Genomic DNA, 15,496 nt, shown 5'->3' with positions numbered 1-15,496 from the left:
CATAGCCGCCATCTGCCGGTCTGAATTTGTCACTTTTAGTCAATATGCGCGCCTGCCGCCCGAACACCCCGTTCGAGCGGCGCGCGCCATGCAAGCTCCGTGTACCATGCTGACGGCCAGCTTGCAGTGAGCGCAAGCTGAGGCAATTTCGCCGACTCCGTGCGAGCGTGCGGCGCCTTGAGACCACAAGGCCGCCGCCTCTCGCCAGCCCGTGAAGTCCGTCAGACCGCGCATGCTAAAAACCAGAAAACGCATCATCATCGCCGCCGTTGTAGCTGTTGTGATCCTCGCCATCGCGATCGGCCACGCCATCAGGAAGCGCAACGGCGCCGTTGCCGCCGGCGTCGAGGCCCCTTCTTCCGTCGTCGAATTCGCACCTGACGACCTCACCACCGTCAGCCGCCGCACCCTCTCCGAAACGCTGCCGCTGACCGGCTCGCTGCGCGCCGTCACGCAAGCCGCGGTCAAATCGAAAGTGGCCGGCTCGGCGCTCAACGTCATGGTGCGCGAAGGCGATCCGGTCAAAACCGGCCAGATCCTCGCTAAGATCGACGCCCGCGACTACGTCGCCCGTGCCGAACAGACGCGCGGCCAGATGGCAGCCATGGCCGGCCAGCTCGACATCGCCAAACAAACGCTCGACAACAACCGCGTGCTGGTCGAAAAGGGCTTCATTTCGAAAAACGCCTTCGACACCGCGCAAAGCCAGTATCAAATCGCCCGCGCGAATCTCGATGCGGCAAAGGCGGCGCTGGCGTCATCGAATCTGTCTTTGGACGATACCGTCGTGCGCTCGCCGCTCGACGGACAGATCGCCTCGCGCTCGGTCGAACCGGGCGAGAAGGTGGCCGTCGATACCAAACTGTTCGACGTGGTTGATCTGCGCACGCTCGAACTGGAAGCGCCGGTACCGGTCGGCGAGATCGGCCGCGTTCGGATCGGCCAGCCGATCCAGATCGCTTTCGACGGTATCGACACACCGATCCACGGCGCGATCACGCGCATCAACCCGGCCGCGCAAGCCGGCTCGCGGTCGATTATGGTGTATGTGCAGGTCACCAACCCGTCGGGCACGCTGCGGGTCGGCATGTTCGGCACCGGCACGATCTCGGTCGGCAGCCGGCAGAACGTGCTGGTCGTCCCCGCCACCGCCATCCGTACGGACGGCACGCGTCACAGCGTCTATGCGCTCGTCGACGGCAAGCTGGTCGAGCAGCTGGTGCAGACCGGCGCGACAGGTAATGCCGACGGCGATACGTGGACCGAAATCGTCGGCGGCCCGTTGGCGCTCGGTCAACAGATCGTGAAGAACAATCTCGGCTCATTGCGGATCGGCAGCACCGTGCACGTGGTGCAGCCCGCTCAGCCTGCCCCGCAAGCGGCCAGCGCGCCGGGCGCAAGCAGCGCACGCTGACCGGAGCCCTCGCCTATGTGGTTCACCCGCATCAGCATCGGCAACCCGGTGCTCGCCACGATGATGATGATGGCACTGCTCGTCATCGGTCTGTTCTCTTATCAGCGGCTCAAGGTCGATCAGTTCCCGGACATCGCGTTCCCAGTCGTGGTCGTGCAGACCGCGTATCCGGGGGCGTCGCCGGAATCGGTCGAATCCGACGTCACGCGCAAGATCGAGGAAGCGGTCAACACGATCAGCGGCATCGACGAAATCACTTCGCGTTCGTACGATGCGCAGTCGATCGTGATCGTGCAGTTCGATCTCTCGGTGGACCCAGTGCAGGCCGCCCAGGACGTGCGCGACAAGATCGCGTTGATCCGCCCTGATCTGCGCGACGGCGTGAAGGACCCGCGCGTGCTGCGCTATGACCCGGCGGATATGCCGATCATCACGGTCGCCATCTCGAACGCGCCGGGCGCCTCGCTGTCCACGCGCGATCTCACCACCGTCGCCGATCAGATCGTGCGCAAGCGGCTCGAAACCGTGCGCGGCGTCGGCTCGGTGTCGCTGGTGGGCGGCGTGAAGCGGCAAGTGCAGATCGACGTGAATCCGGAGAAGCTGCAGGCGCTTTCGATCGGCGTCGATCAGGTGATCCGCGCGGTACAGAACGAGAATCAGGAGATTCCGGCGGGGCCGCTCACATCGAGCAATGTCGAGCAGACTGTGCAGGTCAAAGGCCGTTTCGAGAAACCAGACGACTTCAAACGCATCATCGTCGCGCGGCGCGGCGCGCAGTCGGCGATTCCTACTGCTTCGTCGGCGACGCAACCGGTCACGCTCGACCAGGTCGCCGAGGTAGTGGACGGTCAGCAGGAACCGGACAGCATGGCCTTGCTGAACGGACAGCGCGCGCTGTTCTTGTCGATCATCAAGGCGCAGGGCGAGAACACTGTGGACGTCGCGCACGGCGTGCGTGACGCAGTCGCTCTTCTGCAGCCGCAACTGCCGCCGGGCGTCAAACTCGATATCACCGACGATTCCTCGATCAACATCGAAGAAAGCGTCAACGAAGTGAAGCGCACCCTGCTCGAAGGCGCGCTGCTGACGGTGCTGATCGTGTTCCTGTTCCTCGGCTCGTGGCGCAGCACGGTGATCACCGGCCTCACCCTACCGATCGCACTGATTGGCACCTTCGCGGTGATGTACGCGTGCGGCTTCACGATCAACGTGATCACGCTGATGGCGCTCTCCTTATGCGTCGGCTTGCTGATCGACGATGCGATTGTGGTGCGCGAGAACATCGTGCGGCACGTGCAGCTCGGCGCGGACCATCGCACGGCCGCGCTCGACGGCACCAAGGAAATCGCGCTCGCCGTGCTGGCGACCACCTTCTCGATCGTCGCCGTGTTTCTGCCGGTGGGCTTCATGGGCGGCATCATTGGCCGCTTTTTCCACCAGTTCGGTATCACGGTCGCCGCTGCCGTGCTGATCTCAATGTTCGTGTCGTTCACGCTCGATCCGATGCTGTCCTCCATCTGGCCGGACCCCGATCTGCATGACGCGGACACGGGCCGCAAAGGCTATCGCTATGGGCGCATCATCGAACGTTCACTGCATCTGTTCGACAAGCAGATCGACCAGCTCACCGCGTTCTACCAGCGCCTGCTCGGCTGGTCGCTAAAGCATCGCGCGATCACGCTGGTCGTGGCTGCGGCCACGTTTTTTGGCAGCCTGTTTCTGGTGCCGTTCGTCGGCACCGAGTTCGTGCCGAATGCGGACTTCTCCGAGACGCAGATCGGATTGAACACGCCGGTGGGCACCTCGCTCGACGCCACCTCCGAAAAAGTGAAACAGGTGCAGGCGATTCTCGCCACCTACCCCGAAGTGCGCTTCAGTTACGCGACGGTCAACTCGGGCAACACGCAAGGCAAAAACACCGCGCTGATCACCGTGCGCCTGAAAGACCGGCGCGACCGCACGCGCGGCATGGTCGAATTGAACCAGGTGTTTCGCGCGCGGCTCGCCACGGTGGCGGGCGTGTCGATCACCGAAATCGGCGTGCCCGACGGCGCCGGCAGCACGAAAGCGATCCAGTTGAGCTTGCAGGGCGACAACATCGACGAACTGGGCCGGCTTTCGGATGCGGCTCAGGCACGGATGGCAAAGATCCCTGGCCTCGTCGATCTCGATTCGAGTCTCAAGGCGGATAAACCGATTGTCGCGATCAATGTGAAGCGCGAACTGGCGTCCGACCTCGGCGTAGGTGTGGCCGATATCGGCACTGCATTGCGGCCGCTGCTCTCCGGCGACGCCATCAGCACATGGCGCGCGCCCGACGACCAGGACTATGACGTCAGCGTGCGTTTGCCGCGCTCGCAGCGCGAGGACGTCGACGATCTGGCGAAGGTCATGATCGCCACCAGCCGAACCGATGCGAACGGTGCGCCAGTGCTGGTGCCACTGCGGCAGATCGCGGATATCGTCAAGACGACCGGTCCCGACGTGTTGAACCGGCGCGACCTGCAACGCGAGGTGATGCTGTCGGCGAACGTGAATGGCCGCTCGCCCGGCGAAGTGGCTGCGGACGTCGCGAAAACGCTCGACGCGATGCGTCTGCCGGCGGGCTACCACTACCGCTTCGAAGGCTCGACCAAGAGCATGAACGAATCGTTCGTGTACGCGGTAGAAGCGTTGGCGCTCGCGGTGATCTTCATCTACATGATTCTCGCGTCTCAGTTCGCGAGCTTCGCGCAGCCGCTCGCGATCATGGCGTCGCTGCCGCTCACCTTGATCGGCGTGCTGATCGCGCTGCTGCTGTTCGGCAGCACGTTGAACATGTTTTCGATCATCGGCTTCGTGATGCTGATGGGCCTTGTGACGAAGAACGCGATTCTGCTGATCGACTTCGCGAATCAGGCACGGCGCGGCACTTTGCTCGATGCTTCCGGCAGAGGGCGCGTCATGGAGCGGCGTGAAGCGCTGCTCGAAGCGGCGCGCGTGCGTCTACGTCCGATTCTGATGACCACGCTGGCGATGATCTTCGGCATGCTGCCGCTGGCAGCCGCGCTCGGTGAAGGCGGGGAGCAACGCGGGCCGCTCGGGCAAACGGTGATCGGCGGGGTGATTACATCGTCGATTCTGACGCTGGTGGTGGTGCCGGTGGTCTATACGGTGCTGGAGGATTGGGGGGATTGGTTGCGGAATAAATTCAGCAAAGTCAGAACCGCCAAACTGGAGCAATAGCCGCCCTATATGCCTAGGAACGCATTCCGGAAAGCTGATAACGTCCGGTCGGAGCCATCAGCAAAGTCGTCCAGCATCTGAACGGCGGCACGTGCCAGCATGTCGCGCCTCAGCGTGTCGTATATGGCATCGTCCGAGAGGATCGCCGAGACGGCACCGAAGGTTACCGGCAAAGCAATTTGCCGCGATTCGCGGCCGAGCAGCGCCGAAGCCGCAAGACCCACATCGAAATCATGTAGCTCGAGCAGGTCCGCACCGTCCACCCAGATGCGATCGGTATTGCCCGCGTCCCAGTAGTTTCGAAGGATCAGAAGCAGGTCCGAAGCGTCGGTATTCCTGGAAACACGCCGGTCGTGCCATGCAAGAATTTTTAGAAGCACAAGGGACGGCAGACTCACGACCGGCACCATGAGGCGTTCACCAAGATCAATCTCGACAGACGTATCGATGGCCTCCCGGAACCCAAGAACATTCATCACAACCTCGCCACGGGGCGGCCAGGCGACCGAACCTTCGGGTGCTTCGAGTTCTCCGAACGGAACCAGATCCAACGGCACCGGGCGACCGACGTCCGGATCATCGAAAACCAGGGTCTGCTGTGCGCCGGCACTCGCCCTGAACAGGCCTGTCCGCTCAAGCCCGGCAATCAGGGCGCCATACGCATCCCAACTGACGGCACAAACGGCAACGTCGACATCGCGCGTGGCGCGCTCCGCACGAATGCCGTGCACATGCCAAAGCATCAGATCCCGTGCGGTCGCGCCGGCGACAACAAACTTCACGCCAAGCCGATGCGCAGTCTCCTGGACGTGGGCAAGCAGCGCTGCGGTGACTGGGTGCACGGGCCGCTCTTCGGCAACTTTAAGGCTGGAGAATATACTGCTCATAGATTTGGGTAGCTACGGAAAGATTTCGACTGTCGCCTGAAGCGACGAGGTCCGCGTAGATGAGCAAGGGGTGGACTAGCGGCTGGCGGTCAGACTTGATCCAGGCATGCTCGAGAGACTCCGGCCAGAACGATTCAAGAATCTCGACGTCGCCACGTGGATCAGGGCGCAGCCGCGCGCTCAGCATGAACTGACTGCCAAGTGGAGCACGGCTGTAAAGCGTGACGTTCGCGGCCTTCAATTCATGTGTCAGGATGTCAGCCGCCGACTCGCCACCAAGTCGAGTGTCGAAACTTGCAAAGTCGAACACGCGCCACCAGTCAGGTGTCGTGCTTGCGAAGCGCCGCGCACCAAGTTTGAATCGCAGGCGCGTCTGATAGAGGCTAGTCCACTCGAAGACAAATTTCTGCCAGTCGGGAAAGATGCGCTCGCCGCTGCTCTTCAGCGCGACGAGCCCCCGAAACTGCAGATCGTCGATGACCTGGTTGGCCGTGCTCAATGCCACGCCAGAGGCCTGTGCGATAGTTCTATACGGTTGCGACACGAGGCCAGGCTGTGTCGCAATGGCGAACATCACTTGCAGTCCTTTGCGTGTGGTAGCACGTCCTGTCTGCGGTTTCTGCACATGCTGTGGCTTTGGCCGGCCGCTAATCATGACCATACCTTCAGGCTCGCGCAGAAAGGCGTTGCCCGCTGCGTCCAGAAACGGCACGTTCTGTTCAATCAAACGGCCGGCGAGGTCCGGGTCGACGTGAGGCGCGATCAGCATGAGCGGGCGTCGTGCCGAATGCGGTTCCGTTGCGTGGGGACGATTTTGCGCGAGAAGAATGTTCGCGATATCCACTGCACTTGCCCGTGTGGTGATGAACACGGGCATTTTGAATTTTCGGCCGGAGAGGTCGAATTCGATTGCTGCATCGCCGTACGAAATGAGCGTACGAGCCGGCTTCGCCTTGTAGACGCCGGTCGAGCGTCCGAATGCGTCGCACGCTTCTCCAAGAATCTGTGCTTCAAGGAACGAATTGGCGGGGCGAGGCATGGCTTACTCGTGTACGATTTTTATGAATGTACCATAAAATCGTACATACGCCAAAAATCGTACACGCTCTCAACTCACTACTCGTCGCCGCCCCCGTGCGTGCACCAGGTTCAAAGATGCATTCAGCCATCAGACTCAGGGAAACCACAGCGCCCGTCACCGTAGTAGCGCATGCAATGCCGGCACGGGTCATCACCCGCTTGACAGGCAGGCACCACTGCAGATTGCTGTTAAAGTGCATACCTTCAATTCGCCGTTCCCCCATCATGCGCACCACCCGAGCCATCCACGCCGTCGAGCGGCTGAAAACCCGCAGCGGCAACCCGCAGTTCGCGGCGATCAGCCTGTCCGGCGGCCTGTTTTATCTGGTCGACAAATCGAGCGGTACCGACAAGAAAGTCTCCGATCCGCTAACGCTCGACGATTTCGTCAAATTCGTCGACGGTTTCGGACCGCCGAAGCCGCGCAAGGCGAGCAAGCTCGATATTGCTTTTGAAGAGCAGATCAAGAAGAGCAAGGGCAGCTAGGCAGCGCCGCACCCCATTTGCGATCGAAGATATCCGCTCCATGACCAGGACAAGCGCCAGGTCCGTCAGCATCGCGCCGGACCACAATCGACCCACCCTGTCGAAGGGCCAGAAAGCGTTCAACACGCTGATCAAACAGATCGAAAAGCGGCGCGCGAGTTTGAGCGCGTGGGAGGAGTTCACGCCGGCTTTCCAGCAAAAGTACGTGAATGAACTGCTGCCGCTAACGCAGAAGATGCAACATTTGCGTGCGCGGATGGCGCACCTTCTTGACGAGCAGAGCAATCAAAAACGTATCACGCAGACCGAGCGGCGCACCCTTTCAGCGGTGATTGTCGATCTGGCGGCGAGGTGTCTCGGGGAAGAAGATAGCGAGGAGTTGAAAGCGCTATACAACCGCCACAGCGGGTCCGACTACGACGAGGAAAGAGCGTCCGAGTTAGACGAAATGAAATCGATGCTGGAGACGGTATTAGGTGTCGAGCTAGACGACATCGACATGAACTCGCCCGATGAAGTTCTGGATCGCCTGCAGACGCATATCGAACAGGACGACGCCGCGCAAGCAGCGGAACATCAGGCCCGCCAGGCGCAAAGCGCCCCGAAAAAGAAGACGGCGAAACAAATGGCGGCCGAAACGCGCCGCGAGGAAGAAGAAGCCCAACTGAGTCGCTCGATTCGCGAGGTGTATCGTAAGCTGGCCAGCGCGTTGCATCCCGATCGCGAAAGCGATCCAGAGGAACGCAAACGGAAAACCGCGCTGATGCAACGGGTCAACGAGGCCTACAGCAAGAACAACCTGCTGCATTTGCTCGAGTTGCAGCTTGAACTGGAACACATCGACCAGAACGCGCTCGATAACCTGAGCGAAGACCGGCTCAAGCATTACAACAAGATACTGAAGGAGCAGGTAGGCGAACTCGACGACGAAATTATGTTTGTCGAAATGGCGTTCAAGGAACGCTACGGGCTCGACCCGATGGCTCCCATCACGCCGAAGAAGATAATGCACGGGCTGACAGCGGACGTTTTTATGCTGCAGGAACAGATCGAGTCGCTCGAGTACGATCTGGTGGAGTTCCAGGACCTCGGCACGCTCAAGGCCTGGTTGAAAATCAGGCGGCGTTGGAATTGAAAGGCTCCCTTCGCTGCCCGACGTGCGCGTCACGTATCCAAGGTCAAGCGGGTTTTATCTCTTGCCACTGACCGTCCGCCGCGCTGCTTGCCAGCACTGCATCGATAAAACGCAGGCCCGCCACCCCGTCATCCACCGTGGTGAGCAACAGGCTTTCAGCGGGCAACGGTTGACCTGCATTCAACGCTTCGATCTGTAACGCCGCATCCTTGTACAACTGCGCGAACGCTTCCAGATAACCCTCAGGATGCCCCTGTGGCACACGCGTCGCGTGCGCCGCGATCGCACTTTTCACGCGTCCGCGCGTCAGTCGCTCAGCCGACCCACCGAGCGGCGTGAACCACAATTCGTTCGGATTCTCCTGATCGAAGGCGAGACTCGCTTTCGTCCCATACACCCGCAGACGCAGCGCATTCTCCGCGCCGCTCGCCACCTGGCTCGCCCACAGCATGCCGCGCGCGCCGTTCGGATAGCGCAGCATCGCCTGCACGTGGTCGTCGATACGGCGTCCCGGCACGAAGGTGTGCAACTCGGCCGATAGCTCCAAAGGCAACATCCCCGTAACGAACGCGGCCAAGTGGTACGCATGCGTGCCGATGTCACCCAGACAACCGGCAGGACCCGCCAACAATGGATTCGTGCGCCAGCCTGCCTGCTTGTTCGTCCCGCTCGTTTCTATCGGTTCAGCCAGCCAGTCCTGCGCGTATTCGACTTGCACTACGCGTATTTCGCCGAGCTCGCCTTGTTCGACGAGCTCGCGAGCATGGCGCACCATCGGATAACCGGAATAGGTATGCGTCAGCGCGAACAACCTGTTCCTCTCGCGCGCGAGCTTCGCGAGCGCCTCGCCTTCCGCCAGCGAAATCGCCAGCGGTTTGTCGCACACCACATGAATGCCCGCTTCGAGAAAAGCCGTCGCCACCGGCGCATGCAGATGATTCGGCGTGACGATCGCGACTGCGTCAATACCGTCGTCGCGAGCGGCTTCGGCTCGCGCCATCTCGCGCCAGTCGGTATAGCTACGCGCGATGCCGGCCTCAACGGCGCTCGCTTGCGCGCGCTGCGGATCTGACGACAACGCGCCCGCTACCAGTTCGAACCGGTCGTCGAGCCGCGCGGCGATTCGATGCACTGCGCCGATAAATGCGCCCTGGCCGCCGCCGACCATGCCGAGCCTGAGTCTTCTTTGTGCCATCGCACTCACTCCTTTGCGATCTTCTTCATTCGCTTCACGGTTAGCTCGTCTGCAGATCGCTGTCAAATACCAAGCACGCGTTTTAGCTGCGCTGCATCCACGCCACTGCCCGCGAAATCATCGAACGCATGATCGGCCACGCGAATGATGTGGCGGCGAATAAACTCCGCGCCTTCACGCGCGCCGTCCTGGGGATGCTTCAGCGCGCACTCCCATTCCAGCACCGCCCAGCCGGGAAAATCGTATTGCGCCATCTTCGAGAAGATCGCGCCAAAATCGATCTGCCCGTCGCCAAGCGATCGGAAACGCCCCGCGCGTTCGACCCAGCCGCTATAGCCGCCGTACACGCCTTGCTTGCCATCCGGACGAAACTCCGCGTCTTTCACATGGAACGCCCTGATGCGCTCGTGATAGATGTCGATGAACGCGAGGTAGTCGAGTTGCTGCAAGACGAAATGGCTCGGATCGTAGAGGATGTTCGCGCGCGGGTGTTGCTTCACAGCGTCGAGAAAGCGCTCGAAGGTCACGCCGTCGTGCAGGTCCTCGCCCGGATGCAATTCGTAGCACACGTTCACACCGGCTTCGTCGAACGCATCGAGAATCGGCGTCCAGCGGCGCGCGAGTTCCTCGAACGCCGCTTCTATCAAACCTGCTGGACGCTGCGGCCATGGGTACAGATACGGCCACGCCAGTGCGCCGGAAAACGACACGTGGGCATCGAGACCTAAGCGCTGCGAAGCCTTCGCTGCGAGCTTCATCTGCTCGACTGCCCACTGCGTACGCGCAGCAGGATCGCCGCGCACATGCTGCGCGGCAAAGCCGTCGAACAACGCGTCATAGGCCGGATGCACAGCCACCAGTTGCCCTTGCAGATGCGTCGACAGTTCAGTGATCGTCACGCCCGCATCTTCCGCGACCTCGCGCAGCTCGTCGCAATACGCCTGACTCGCCGCCGCCTGCTCAAGGTCGATCAGACGCGTATCGCACGGCACCTGGATCCCCTTGAAGCCGAGACTCGCGGCCCAGCCCGCCAGATGCGCGAAGTTGTCGAACGGCACCTCGTCGCCCATGAATTGAGCGAGAAAGATCGCCGGCCCTTTGATGGTTTTCATCGTACGGTTCCTCAAACTATGGCGCGCCTGTCACCCTTCTACGACAGAGACATGGCAAGCGCGCGCCGGATACCCAGGATCAGAACGGCGAGTCAGGAAAATAAAACTGCTGCGCGTTCTCCTTCGTGATCAACACCGACGGGATGATCGTGGTTGGCGGCAGTTTTTCGCCCTTCAGACGCGCTTCGGCCGTGAGCTTGATGGCGTCGTAGATGAATTTCGGCGAGTACGACACGTCCGCCTTGATCATCGGTGCGCCGTCCATCACGTTCTTCACCATGCCCTTCGAACCCGCACCGCCGAACACGATCTTGATGTCGGTACGCTTGGCCTGCTCGATCGCCTTGAGGACGCCCACGGCCATGTCGTCGTCGGCGGCCCAGACCGCGTCGATGTGCTTGAAGCGCGTGAGGTAGTCCTGCATCACCTTGAAGGCGTCGTCGCGATTCCAGTTCGCGTATTTGCCGTCGAGGATCTTGATGTTCGGATACGCCTTCAGCACGCCCGTAAACGCGGTCCATCGTTCGTTGTCGAGCGTCGTCGGAATGCCACGCAGCGCGACGATGTCGCCCTTGCCGTCGAGCGCTTTCGCCAAATACTCGGCGGGAATCTTGCCGAACGCGGTGTTGTCACCCGCAACATACGCATCCTGTGCGCTGGTGTCCGTCAGGCCGCGATCGACTACCGTTACGTACACGCCCTTCTTCTTCACCTGAGCCACCGGTTGCGTGAGCGAGGCCGATTCGAACGGGAAAATCACCAGTGCGTTGATCTTGTTCACCGTCACCAGATCCTGCAACTGGTTCGCCTGTTCGGGCGCGCCGGCTGCAGTCTTCACGATCACCTTGAGATCAGGGTGCGCTTTCTCCAGATCGGCTTTCGCCTTGTTCGCCCACCAGACGATGCCGCCCGTAAAGCCGTGATCGGCTGTCGGAATCGCGACGCCCAGCGTGACCTTCTCATCGGCACGCGCGACGCCTGCCGTGCCCAGTATCCCCAACGCCAGCATGCCGGCGCCGACCGCTCGAATGATTTGCTTCATGGTTGTGTCTCCTGTGTCGATCCATGCCACATCGTTGCGTTATGAGGCGTTCATGCGCCCCGATTCTCGAACTTGCCGATGTATCCCTTGAAGCTCAACGCCCACCACCTACCGCCGTCCGCGCTGCACAAACGCGACGAAGATAATCACGACGCCCTGCACCGCCGCGTTCAGATACACGCTGATGATGCTGGTCAGATTCAGAATATTGGCGATCACCGAAAGCAGGATCGCGCCGATCACCGTGCCGACCACGCGTCCTTCGCCGCCCTTTAGCGCAGTGCCGCCCACCACCACCGACGCAATCGCCTCGAGTTCCCACAGCAAACCCGTGGTCGGCGTAGCCGAACCGAGCCGCGGCACATACAGCACCGTCGCGACGCCGACGCAGATACCGAGCAGCACGTACGTCACGATCTTCACGGTATCGACGCGAATCGCCGCGTAGCGCGCAACCTGTTCGTTGGAACCGATCGCCTGCACGTGGCGGCCAAACGCCGTGCGATTGAGGATCAACGCGCCGCCCGCCGCAACCACCAGGAACACCCAGATCGGAACGGGCACACCAAAAAGGCTCGCGTAGTAAACCGGTCCGTATAGATCGGACAACGAGTTATCCAACGTCAGCGCGCCGCCATCCGCGAGCCACGTCAGCACCGCGCGAAAAATTCCTAACGTCCCCAACGTAACGATGAACGGCTCGATGCGTCCTTTGGTGATCAGCAGGCCGTGCGCGCAGCCGAACAAACTACCGAGCACCAGCGCGAGCACAATGCCGAGCGTCACAATCAGCAAAGGCGCGAACGCATGACCGCCGACACCCGCAGCAAGTCCGTTCATCAGCCAGATCATGCTGCCCGCGATCAGCGCCGCCATCGACCCGACCGACAGATCGATGCCGCCCGAAATGATCACGAAGGTCATGCCGACCGCGATGATGCCGATGAACGAGGTGCGTGTGAGCACGTTCATCATGTTGTCGAGCGTCGCGAAATCGCGGTTGAGCAGCGTGCCGACGATGCACAGCAGGATCAGCCCAACGAGCGGCCCGAGCGCATACAGACGATGCGCGAAGCGCAACGCGCGGCCGGATTGGACGGCTTCAGTGGGTGCCGGTCGCATGGGCGATCAACTCCTCTTCGGTCAGATGTTCGAGCGTGAGCGTGGTTTGCAGGCGTCCCGCACGCATCACCGCTACGCGATGGCACAAACCAATCAGCTCGATCAGTTCGGATGAAATGACGATTACCGCGCGGCCCTGCGCGGCGAGACGATGGATCAGGAAATAGATGTCGCGTTTCGCGCCGACATCGACGCCGCGAGTCGGCTCGTCGAGCACGATTACGTTAGGATCGGGTTGCAGGAACTTGGCGAGCGCGAGCTTCTGCTGATTGCCGCCGGAGAGCATACGCGCGCGGCTCGACAGATCGCCCGTGCGAATCCCGAAGTCGTGCACGGCCTGGGTCAAGGCGGCGCGCCCCGCTTTCATGTCGAGCAAGGGATGCGCGTAGCGTTCGAGCGTCATCAGCGTGACGTTGTCCTGCAGGCTTAAATTCACATGCAGGCCTTTGCCTTTGCGGTCTTCGCTCAGATACGTAATGCCGTGGCGCATGGCGTCGCGCGGGCTCTTCAGATCGGCGCGGCGGCCCGCGATCTCGATGCGACCCGCCGTGCGTTTGCGCAGGCCGATGAGCGCTTCGAATGCTTCGGTACGGCCCGCGCCGACGAGGCCCGCGAAACCCAGCACTTCGCCGGCGCGCACGTCGAAGCTCAGGTCTTCGACCCAGTCCGGTACAGCAAGGCCCTCTACCTTTAACGCAATCGGCGCGTCGGCAGGCACGGTGATCTTGTCGGGGAACATATCGGACACGTCGCGCCCGACCATCAGATTCGCCATCTGCTGCCGCGCGAGCCCAGAGGTTTCGCTACGTGCGACGAAGCGGCCATCGCGCATCACGATCACTTCGTCGGTGATGCGCTCGACTTCATCAAGCTTGTGCGAGATGTAGACGATGGTCACGCCGTCGGCTTTCAGCTTCGCCATCAGCGTGAAGAGGCGCTCGGTTTCGGCCGGCGTGAGCGTGGCAGTCGGTTCGTCCATGATGAGCAAACGCGCGCGACGTGACAGCGCTTTTGCGATCTCCACCATCTGCTTTTCCGCGACGATCAACTCGCGCACTTTCGTATCCGGCGCTTTCTCCAGCCCCACCTGCGCGAGAAAACGCGCGGCCTCGGTGCGCATTGCAGCGTCGTCGACGAACCAGCCGCGCTTTTTTTCATGGCCGAGATACATGTTCTGCGCGATCGTCAGATGCTCGGCGAGATTGAACTCCTGGTGAATCAGCACGATGCCGGCCGCTTCCGCGTCCCGCGAACCGATGAACTGCTGCACGTGGCCGTCGACCAGCAAGGTGCCCGAGGTCGCCGTTTCGTAGCCGGCGAGGATCTTCATCAGCGTCGATTTACCCGCGCCGTTCTCGCCGAGCAAACCGTAGATGCGCCCCGGTGCCAACTCGAAGCTCACCCCGTGCAGCACACGCACCGGCCCGAAATCTTTGCGAATATCGTCGAAGCGAACGGCGAGGCTCATGGCTTAAGCGCTCCCGCGGATCACGAGCCGATGCGGCAGCAGCACGCCCGGCACATTCGCTAACGGATTCGCAAGCCGCTGCAGCAGGAGGCGCGCGGCGGTCTCGCCGAGTTCGCGCATCGGCTGGGCGATTGTGGTCAGCGGCGGATCGACTTGTGCGGCGAGCGAGATATCGTCGAAGCCGACCACCGCGACATCGTCCGGCACGCGCTTGCCGACGCTGCGCAAGCCGTGGATCACGCCGATCGCCAGCGTGTCGGAGACGGCGAAGATCGCGCTCGGCGCGTCAGGCTGCTGCATCAGCAAGGCCGCCGCCGATGCACCCGCCTCGTAGTCGAGACTGTTCAGGTTCATGCGCCAACGCTCGTCGGGCGCGATGCCCGCTTCGGTCAACGCGTCCAGATAGCCTTGCTGACGCTGCCGCGCGTACAGATAGTCGACATCCGAATTGATGAGGCCGATGCGCCGGTGGCCACGCGCGAGCAGATGCCGCACTGCGTCGCCCGCCGCCCGGTAGTTGTCGATGCCGACGTACGGCACGCCCATGGCCGGATCGAACTCGCAGCACGCGACCCACGGCAGCGCGCTGGATGCCTCACCGAGCGCCTGCTGGATAGTGGCTGGATCGAGGCAGATCGCGCCGTCCGCGCGGCGGCGGCGCAGCAGATCGAAATAGCTGCGCTCGCGCCCCGGATCGGCTCCCGTATCGCATAGCAGCATGAAATAGCCGTGCTGGCGCGCGACGCTGTCGATGCCGCGCACGATCTCCGCGTAGAAGGGGTTGCCGACGTCGGGCACCATCGTCAGCAGCAGGCGGCTTTCGGCGGTGCGCAGGTTGCGTGCGAGTTCGTTGACGCGGTAGCCGCTGGCGTCGACCGCCGCCAATACCTTGTCGCGCGTGGCGGGCCGCACGTTCTCGTGGCCGTTCAGCACGCGCGACACCGTCGCCACCGAGACCCCCGCCTGCTCCGCCACCTGAGCAATCGAAAGGCCCTCGGCCGGACGCGGCGGCTGAGCCTCAGGCTGCGGGCGCGCCTTCGACGACGCCGACGGCGTCGCGGGGGCCACTTTGGACACCGGCTTGGACAAGTGGATCCGCCTCGAAAATGTAATCGATTACATTTTTGGGCGATGGAGGCTGGAATCGCAAGGACGGATCGCTAGGGATTAACACGGGGTCGAGCAGGCATGGCGAGAGCCCGCCCAGGGTTCGGCCCGGCGGCGCACTGCCCGCGACGGCGTGGATCCGCGCCGCCATTTGGTACAATCCCGCAGTTACCCTGCCGTGGCCTGCTTTGTACCGAGTTGTACCCCGGAGTCGCATCCCGAG

The 15,496-nt window shown here is 62.0% G+C and carries 12 protein-coding genes; 4 read left to right on the top strand and 8 right to left on the bottom strand.

The features are described from left to right. Nucleotides 1-232 precede the first annotated feature (232 nt). Nucleotides 233-1,414 (top strand): efflux RND transporter periplasmic adaptor subunit, encoded by a 1,182-nt coding sequence (locus tag M0D64_RS27425; RefSeq protein ID WP_154565920.1) that lies wholly within the window; start codon nt 233-235, stop codon nt 1,412-1,414. Nucleotides 1,415-1,429: 15 nt separating this feature from the next. Next, nucleotides 1,430-4,639, top strand: coding sequence for an efflux RND transporter permease subunit (locus M0D64_RS27420; RefSeq protein WP_266260027.1), 3,210 nt, complete (start codon nt 1,430-1,432; stop codon nt 4,637-4,639). 5 nt (nt 4,640-4,644) lie between these two features. On the opposite strand, the gene M0D64_RS27415 is transcribed toward M0D64_RS27420, so the two are convergent. After that, the gene (locus M0D64_RS27415; RefSeq protein ID WP_266260025.1) at nt 4,645-5,526 is read right to left on the bottom strand and encodes a nucleotidyl transferase AbiEii/AbiGii toxin family protein; all 882 of its coding nucleotides are present in this window, start codon (nt 5,524-5,526) and stop codon (nt 4,645-4,647) included. Beyond that, nucleotides 5,501-6,565, bottom strand: a complete 1,065-nt coding sequence (locus M0D64_RS27410) for a type IV toxin-antitoxin system AbiEi family antitoxin (protein ID WP_266260024.1) — start codon at nt 6,563-6,565, stop codon at nt 5,501-5,503. Before M0D64_RS27410 ends, M0D64_RS27415 begins: the two co-directional genes overlap by 26 nt. A gap of 266 nt (nt 6,566-6,831) precedes the next feature. Between M0D64_RS27410 and M0D64_RS27405 the strand changes: the two genes are divergently transcribed. Together M0D64_RS27405 and M0D64_RS27400 are read left to right on the top strand one after the other, a co-directional pair. After that, nucleotides 6,832-7,092, top strand: a complete 261-nt coding sequence (locus M0D64_RS27405) for a hypothetical protein (protein WP_154565923.1) — start codon at nt 6,832-6,834, stop codon at nt 7,090-7,092. After that, nucleotides 7,052-8,227, top strand: a complete 1,176-nt coding sequence (locus M0D64_RS27400) for a J domain-containing protein (protein WP_266260023.1) — start codon at nt 7,052-7,054, stop codon at nt 8,225-8,227. Before M0D64_RS27405 ends, M0D64_RS27400 begins: the two co-directional genes overlap by 41 nt. A 43-nt stretch (nt 8,228-8,270) precedes the next feature. Here the strand turns inward: M0D64_RS27400 and M0D64_RS27395 are convergent, their stop codons facing one another. From M0D64_RS27395 to M0D64_RS27370, 6 genes are all read right to left on the bottom strand, one after another. Further along, nucleotides 8,271-9,422: a Gfo/Idh/MocA family protein gene (locus tag M0D64_RS27395; RefSeq protein WP_154565925.1), complete on the bottom strand. Its 1,152-nt coding sequence runs from the start codon at nt 9,420-9,422 to the stop codon at nt 8,271-8,273. Between the two features lie 62 nt (nt 9,423-9,484). Next, nucleotides 9,485-10,534, bottom strand: coding sequence for a sugar phosphate isomerase/epimerase (locus M0D64_RS27390; RefSeq protein ID WP_266260022.1), 1,050 nt, complete (start codon nt 10,532-10,534; stop codon nt 9,485-9,487). Between the two features lie 79 nt (nt 10,535-10,613). Continuing rightward, entirely contained in the window at nt 10,614-11,576 is a 963-nt protein-coding gene (locus M0D64_RS27385) for a substrate-binding domain-containing protein (RefSeq protein ID WP_266241982.1), read from the bottom strand. A gap of 108 nt (nt 11,577-11,684) precedes the next feature. After that, on the bottom strand, nt 11,685-12,698 hold the full coding sequence (locus M0D64_RS27380; protein WP_266260021.1) for an ABC transporter permease: 1,014 nt from the start codon (nt 12,696-12,698) through the stop codon (nt 11,685-11,687). Then, nucleotides 12,679-14,166 (bottom strand): sugar ABC transporter ATP-binding protein, encoded by a 1,488-nt coding sequence (locus tag M0D64_RS27375; protein WP_154565929.1) that lies wholly within the window; start codon nt 14,164-14,166, stop codon nt 12,679-12,681. The genes M0D64_RS27380 and M0D64_RS27375 overlap by 20 nt, the downstream gene beginning before the upstream one ends. 3 nt (nt 14,167-14,169) lie before the next feature. Then, entirely contained in the window at nt 14,170-15,255 is a 1,086-nt protein-coding gene (locus M0D64_RS27370; protein WP_154565930.1) for a LacI family DNA-binding transcriptional regulator, read from the bottom strand. Nucleotides 15,256-15,496 lie beyond the last annotated feature (241 nt).

It is taken from the genome of Paraburkholderia sp. WS6, from assembly GCF_030464835.1.
Taxonomy (GTDB): Bacteria; Pseudomonadota; Gammaproteobacteria; order Burkholderiales; family Burkholderiaceae; genus Paraburkholderia; species Paraburkholderia madseniana.
Note: the sequence above shows the minus strand (reverse complement) of the source record. Positions and strands in the feature narration are given on the sequence as shown.

What these genes read in the sequence shown, in the direction of transcription:
- M0D64_RS27390 (WP_266260022.1), bottom strand. Translation starts at nt 10,534, where the DNA reads ATGAAAACCATCAAAGGGCCGGCGATCTTTCTCGCTCAATTCATGGGC.
- M0D64_RS27380 (WP_266260021.1), bottom strand. Translation starts at nt 12,698, where the DNA reads ATGCGACCGGCACCCACTGAAGCCGTCCAATCCGGCCGCGCGTTGCGC.
- M0D64_RS27410 (WP_266260024.1), bottom strand. Translation starts at nt 6,565, where the DNA reads ATGCCTCGCCCCGCCAATTCGTTCCTTGAAGCACAGATTCTTGGAGAA.
- M0D64_RS27415 (WP_266260025.1), bottom strand. Translation starts at nt 5,526, where the DNA reads ATGAGCAGTATATTCTCCAGCCTTAAAGTTGCCGAAGAGCGGCCCGTG.
- M0D64_RS27375 (WP_154565929.1), bottom strand. Translation starts at nt 14,166, where the DNA reads ATGAGCCTCGCCGTTCGCTTCGACGATATTCGCAAAGATTTCGGGCCG.
- M0D64_RS27405 (WP_154565923.1), top strand. Translation starts at nt 6,832, where the DNA reads ATGCGCACCACCCGAGCCATCCACGCCGTCGAGCGGCTGAAAACCCGC.
- M0D64_RS27385 (WP_266241982.1), bottom strand. Translation starts at nt 11,576, where the DNA reads ATGAAGCAAATCATTCGAGCGGTCGGCGCCGGCATGCTGGCGTTGGGG.
- M0D64_RS27425 (WP_154565920.1), top strand. Translation starts at nt 233, where the DNA reads ATGCTAAAAACCAGAAAACGCATCATCATCGCCGCCGTTGTAGCTGTT.
- M0D64_RS27420 (WP_266260027.1), top strand. Translation starts at nt 1,430, where the DNA reads ATGTGGTTCACCCGCATCAGCATCGGCAACCCGGTGCTCGCCACGATG.
- M0D64_RS27395 (WP_154565925.1), bottom strand. Translation starts at nt 9,422, where the DNA reads ATGGCACAAAGAAGACTCAGGCTCGGCATGGTCGGCGGCGGCCAGGGC.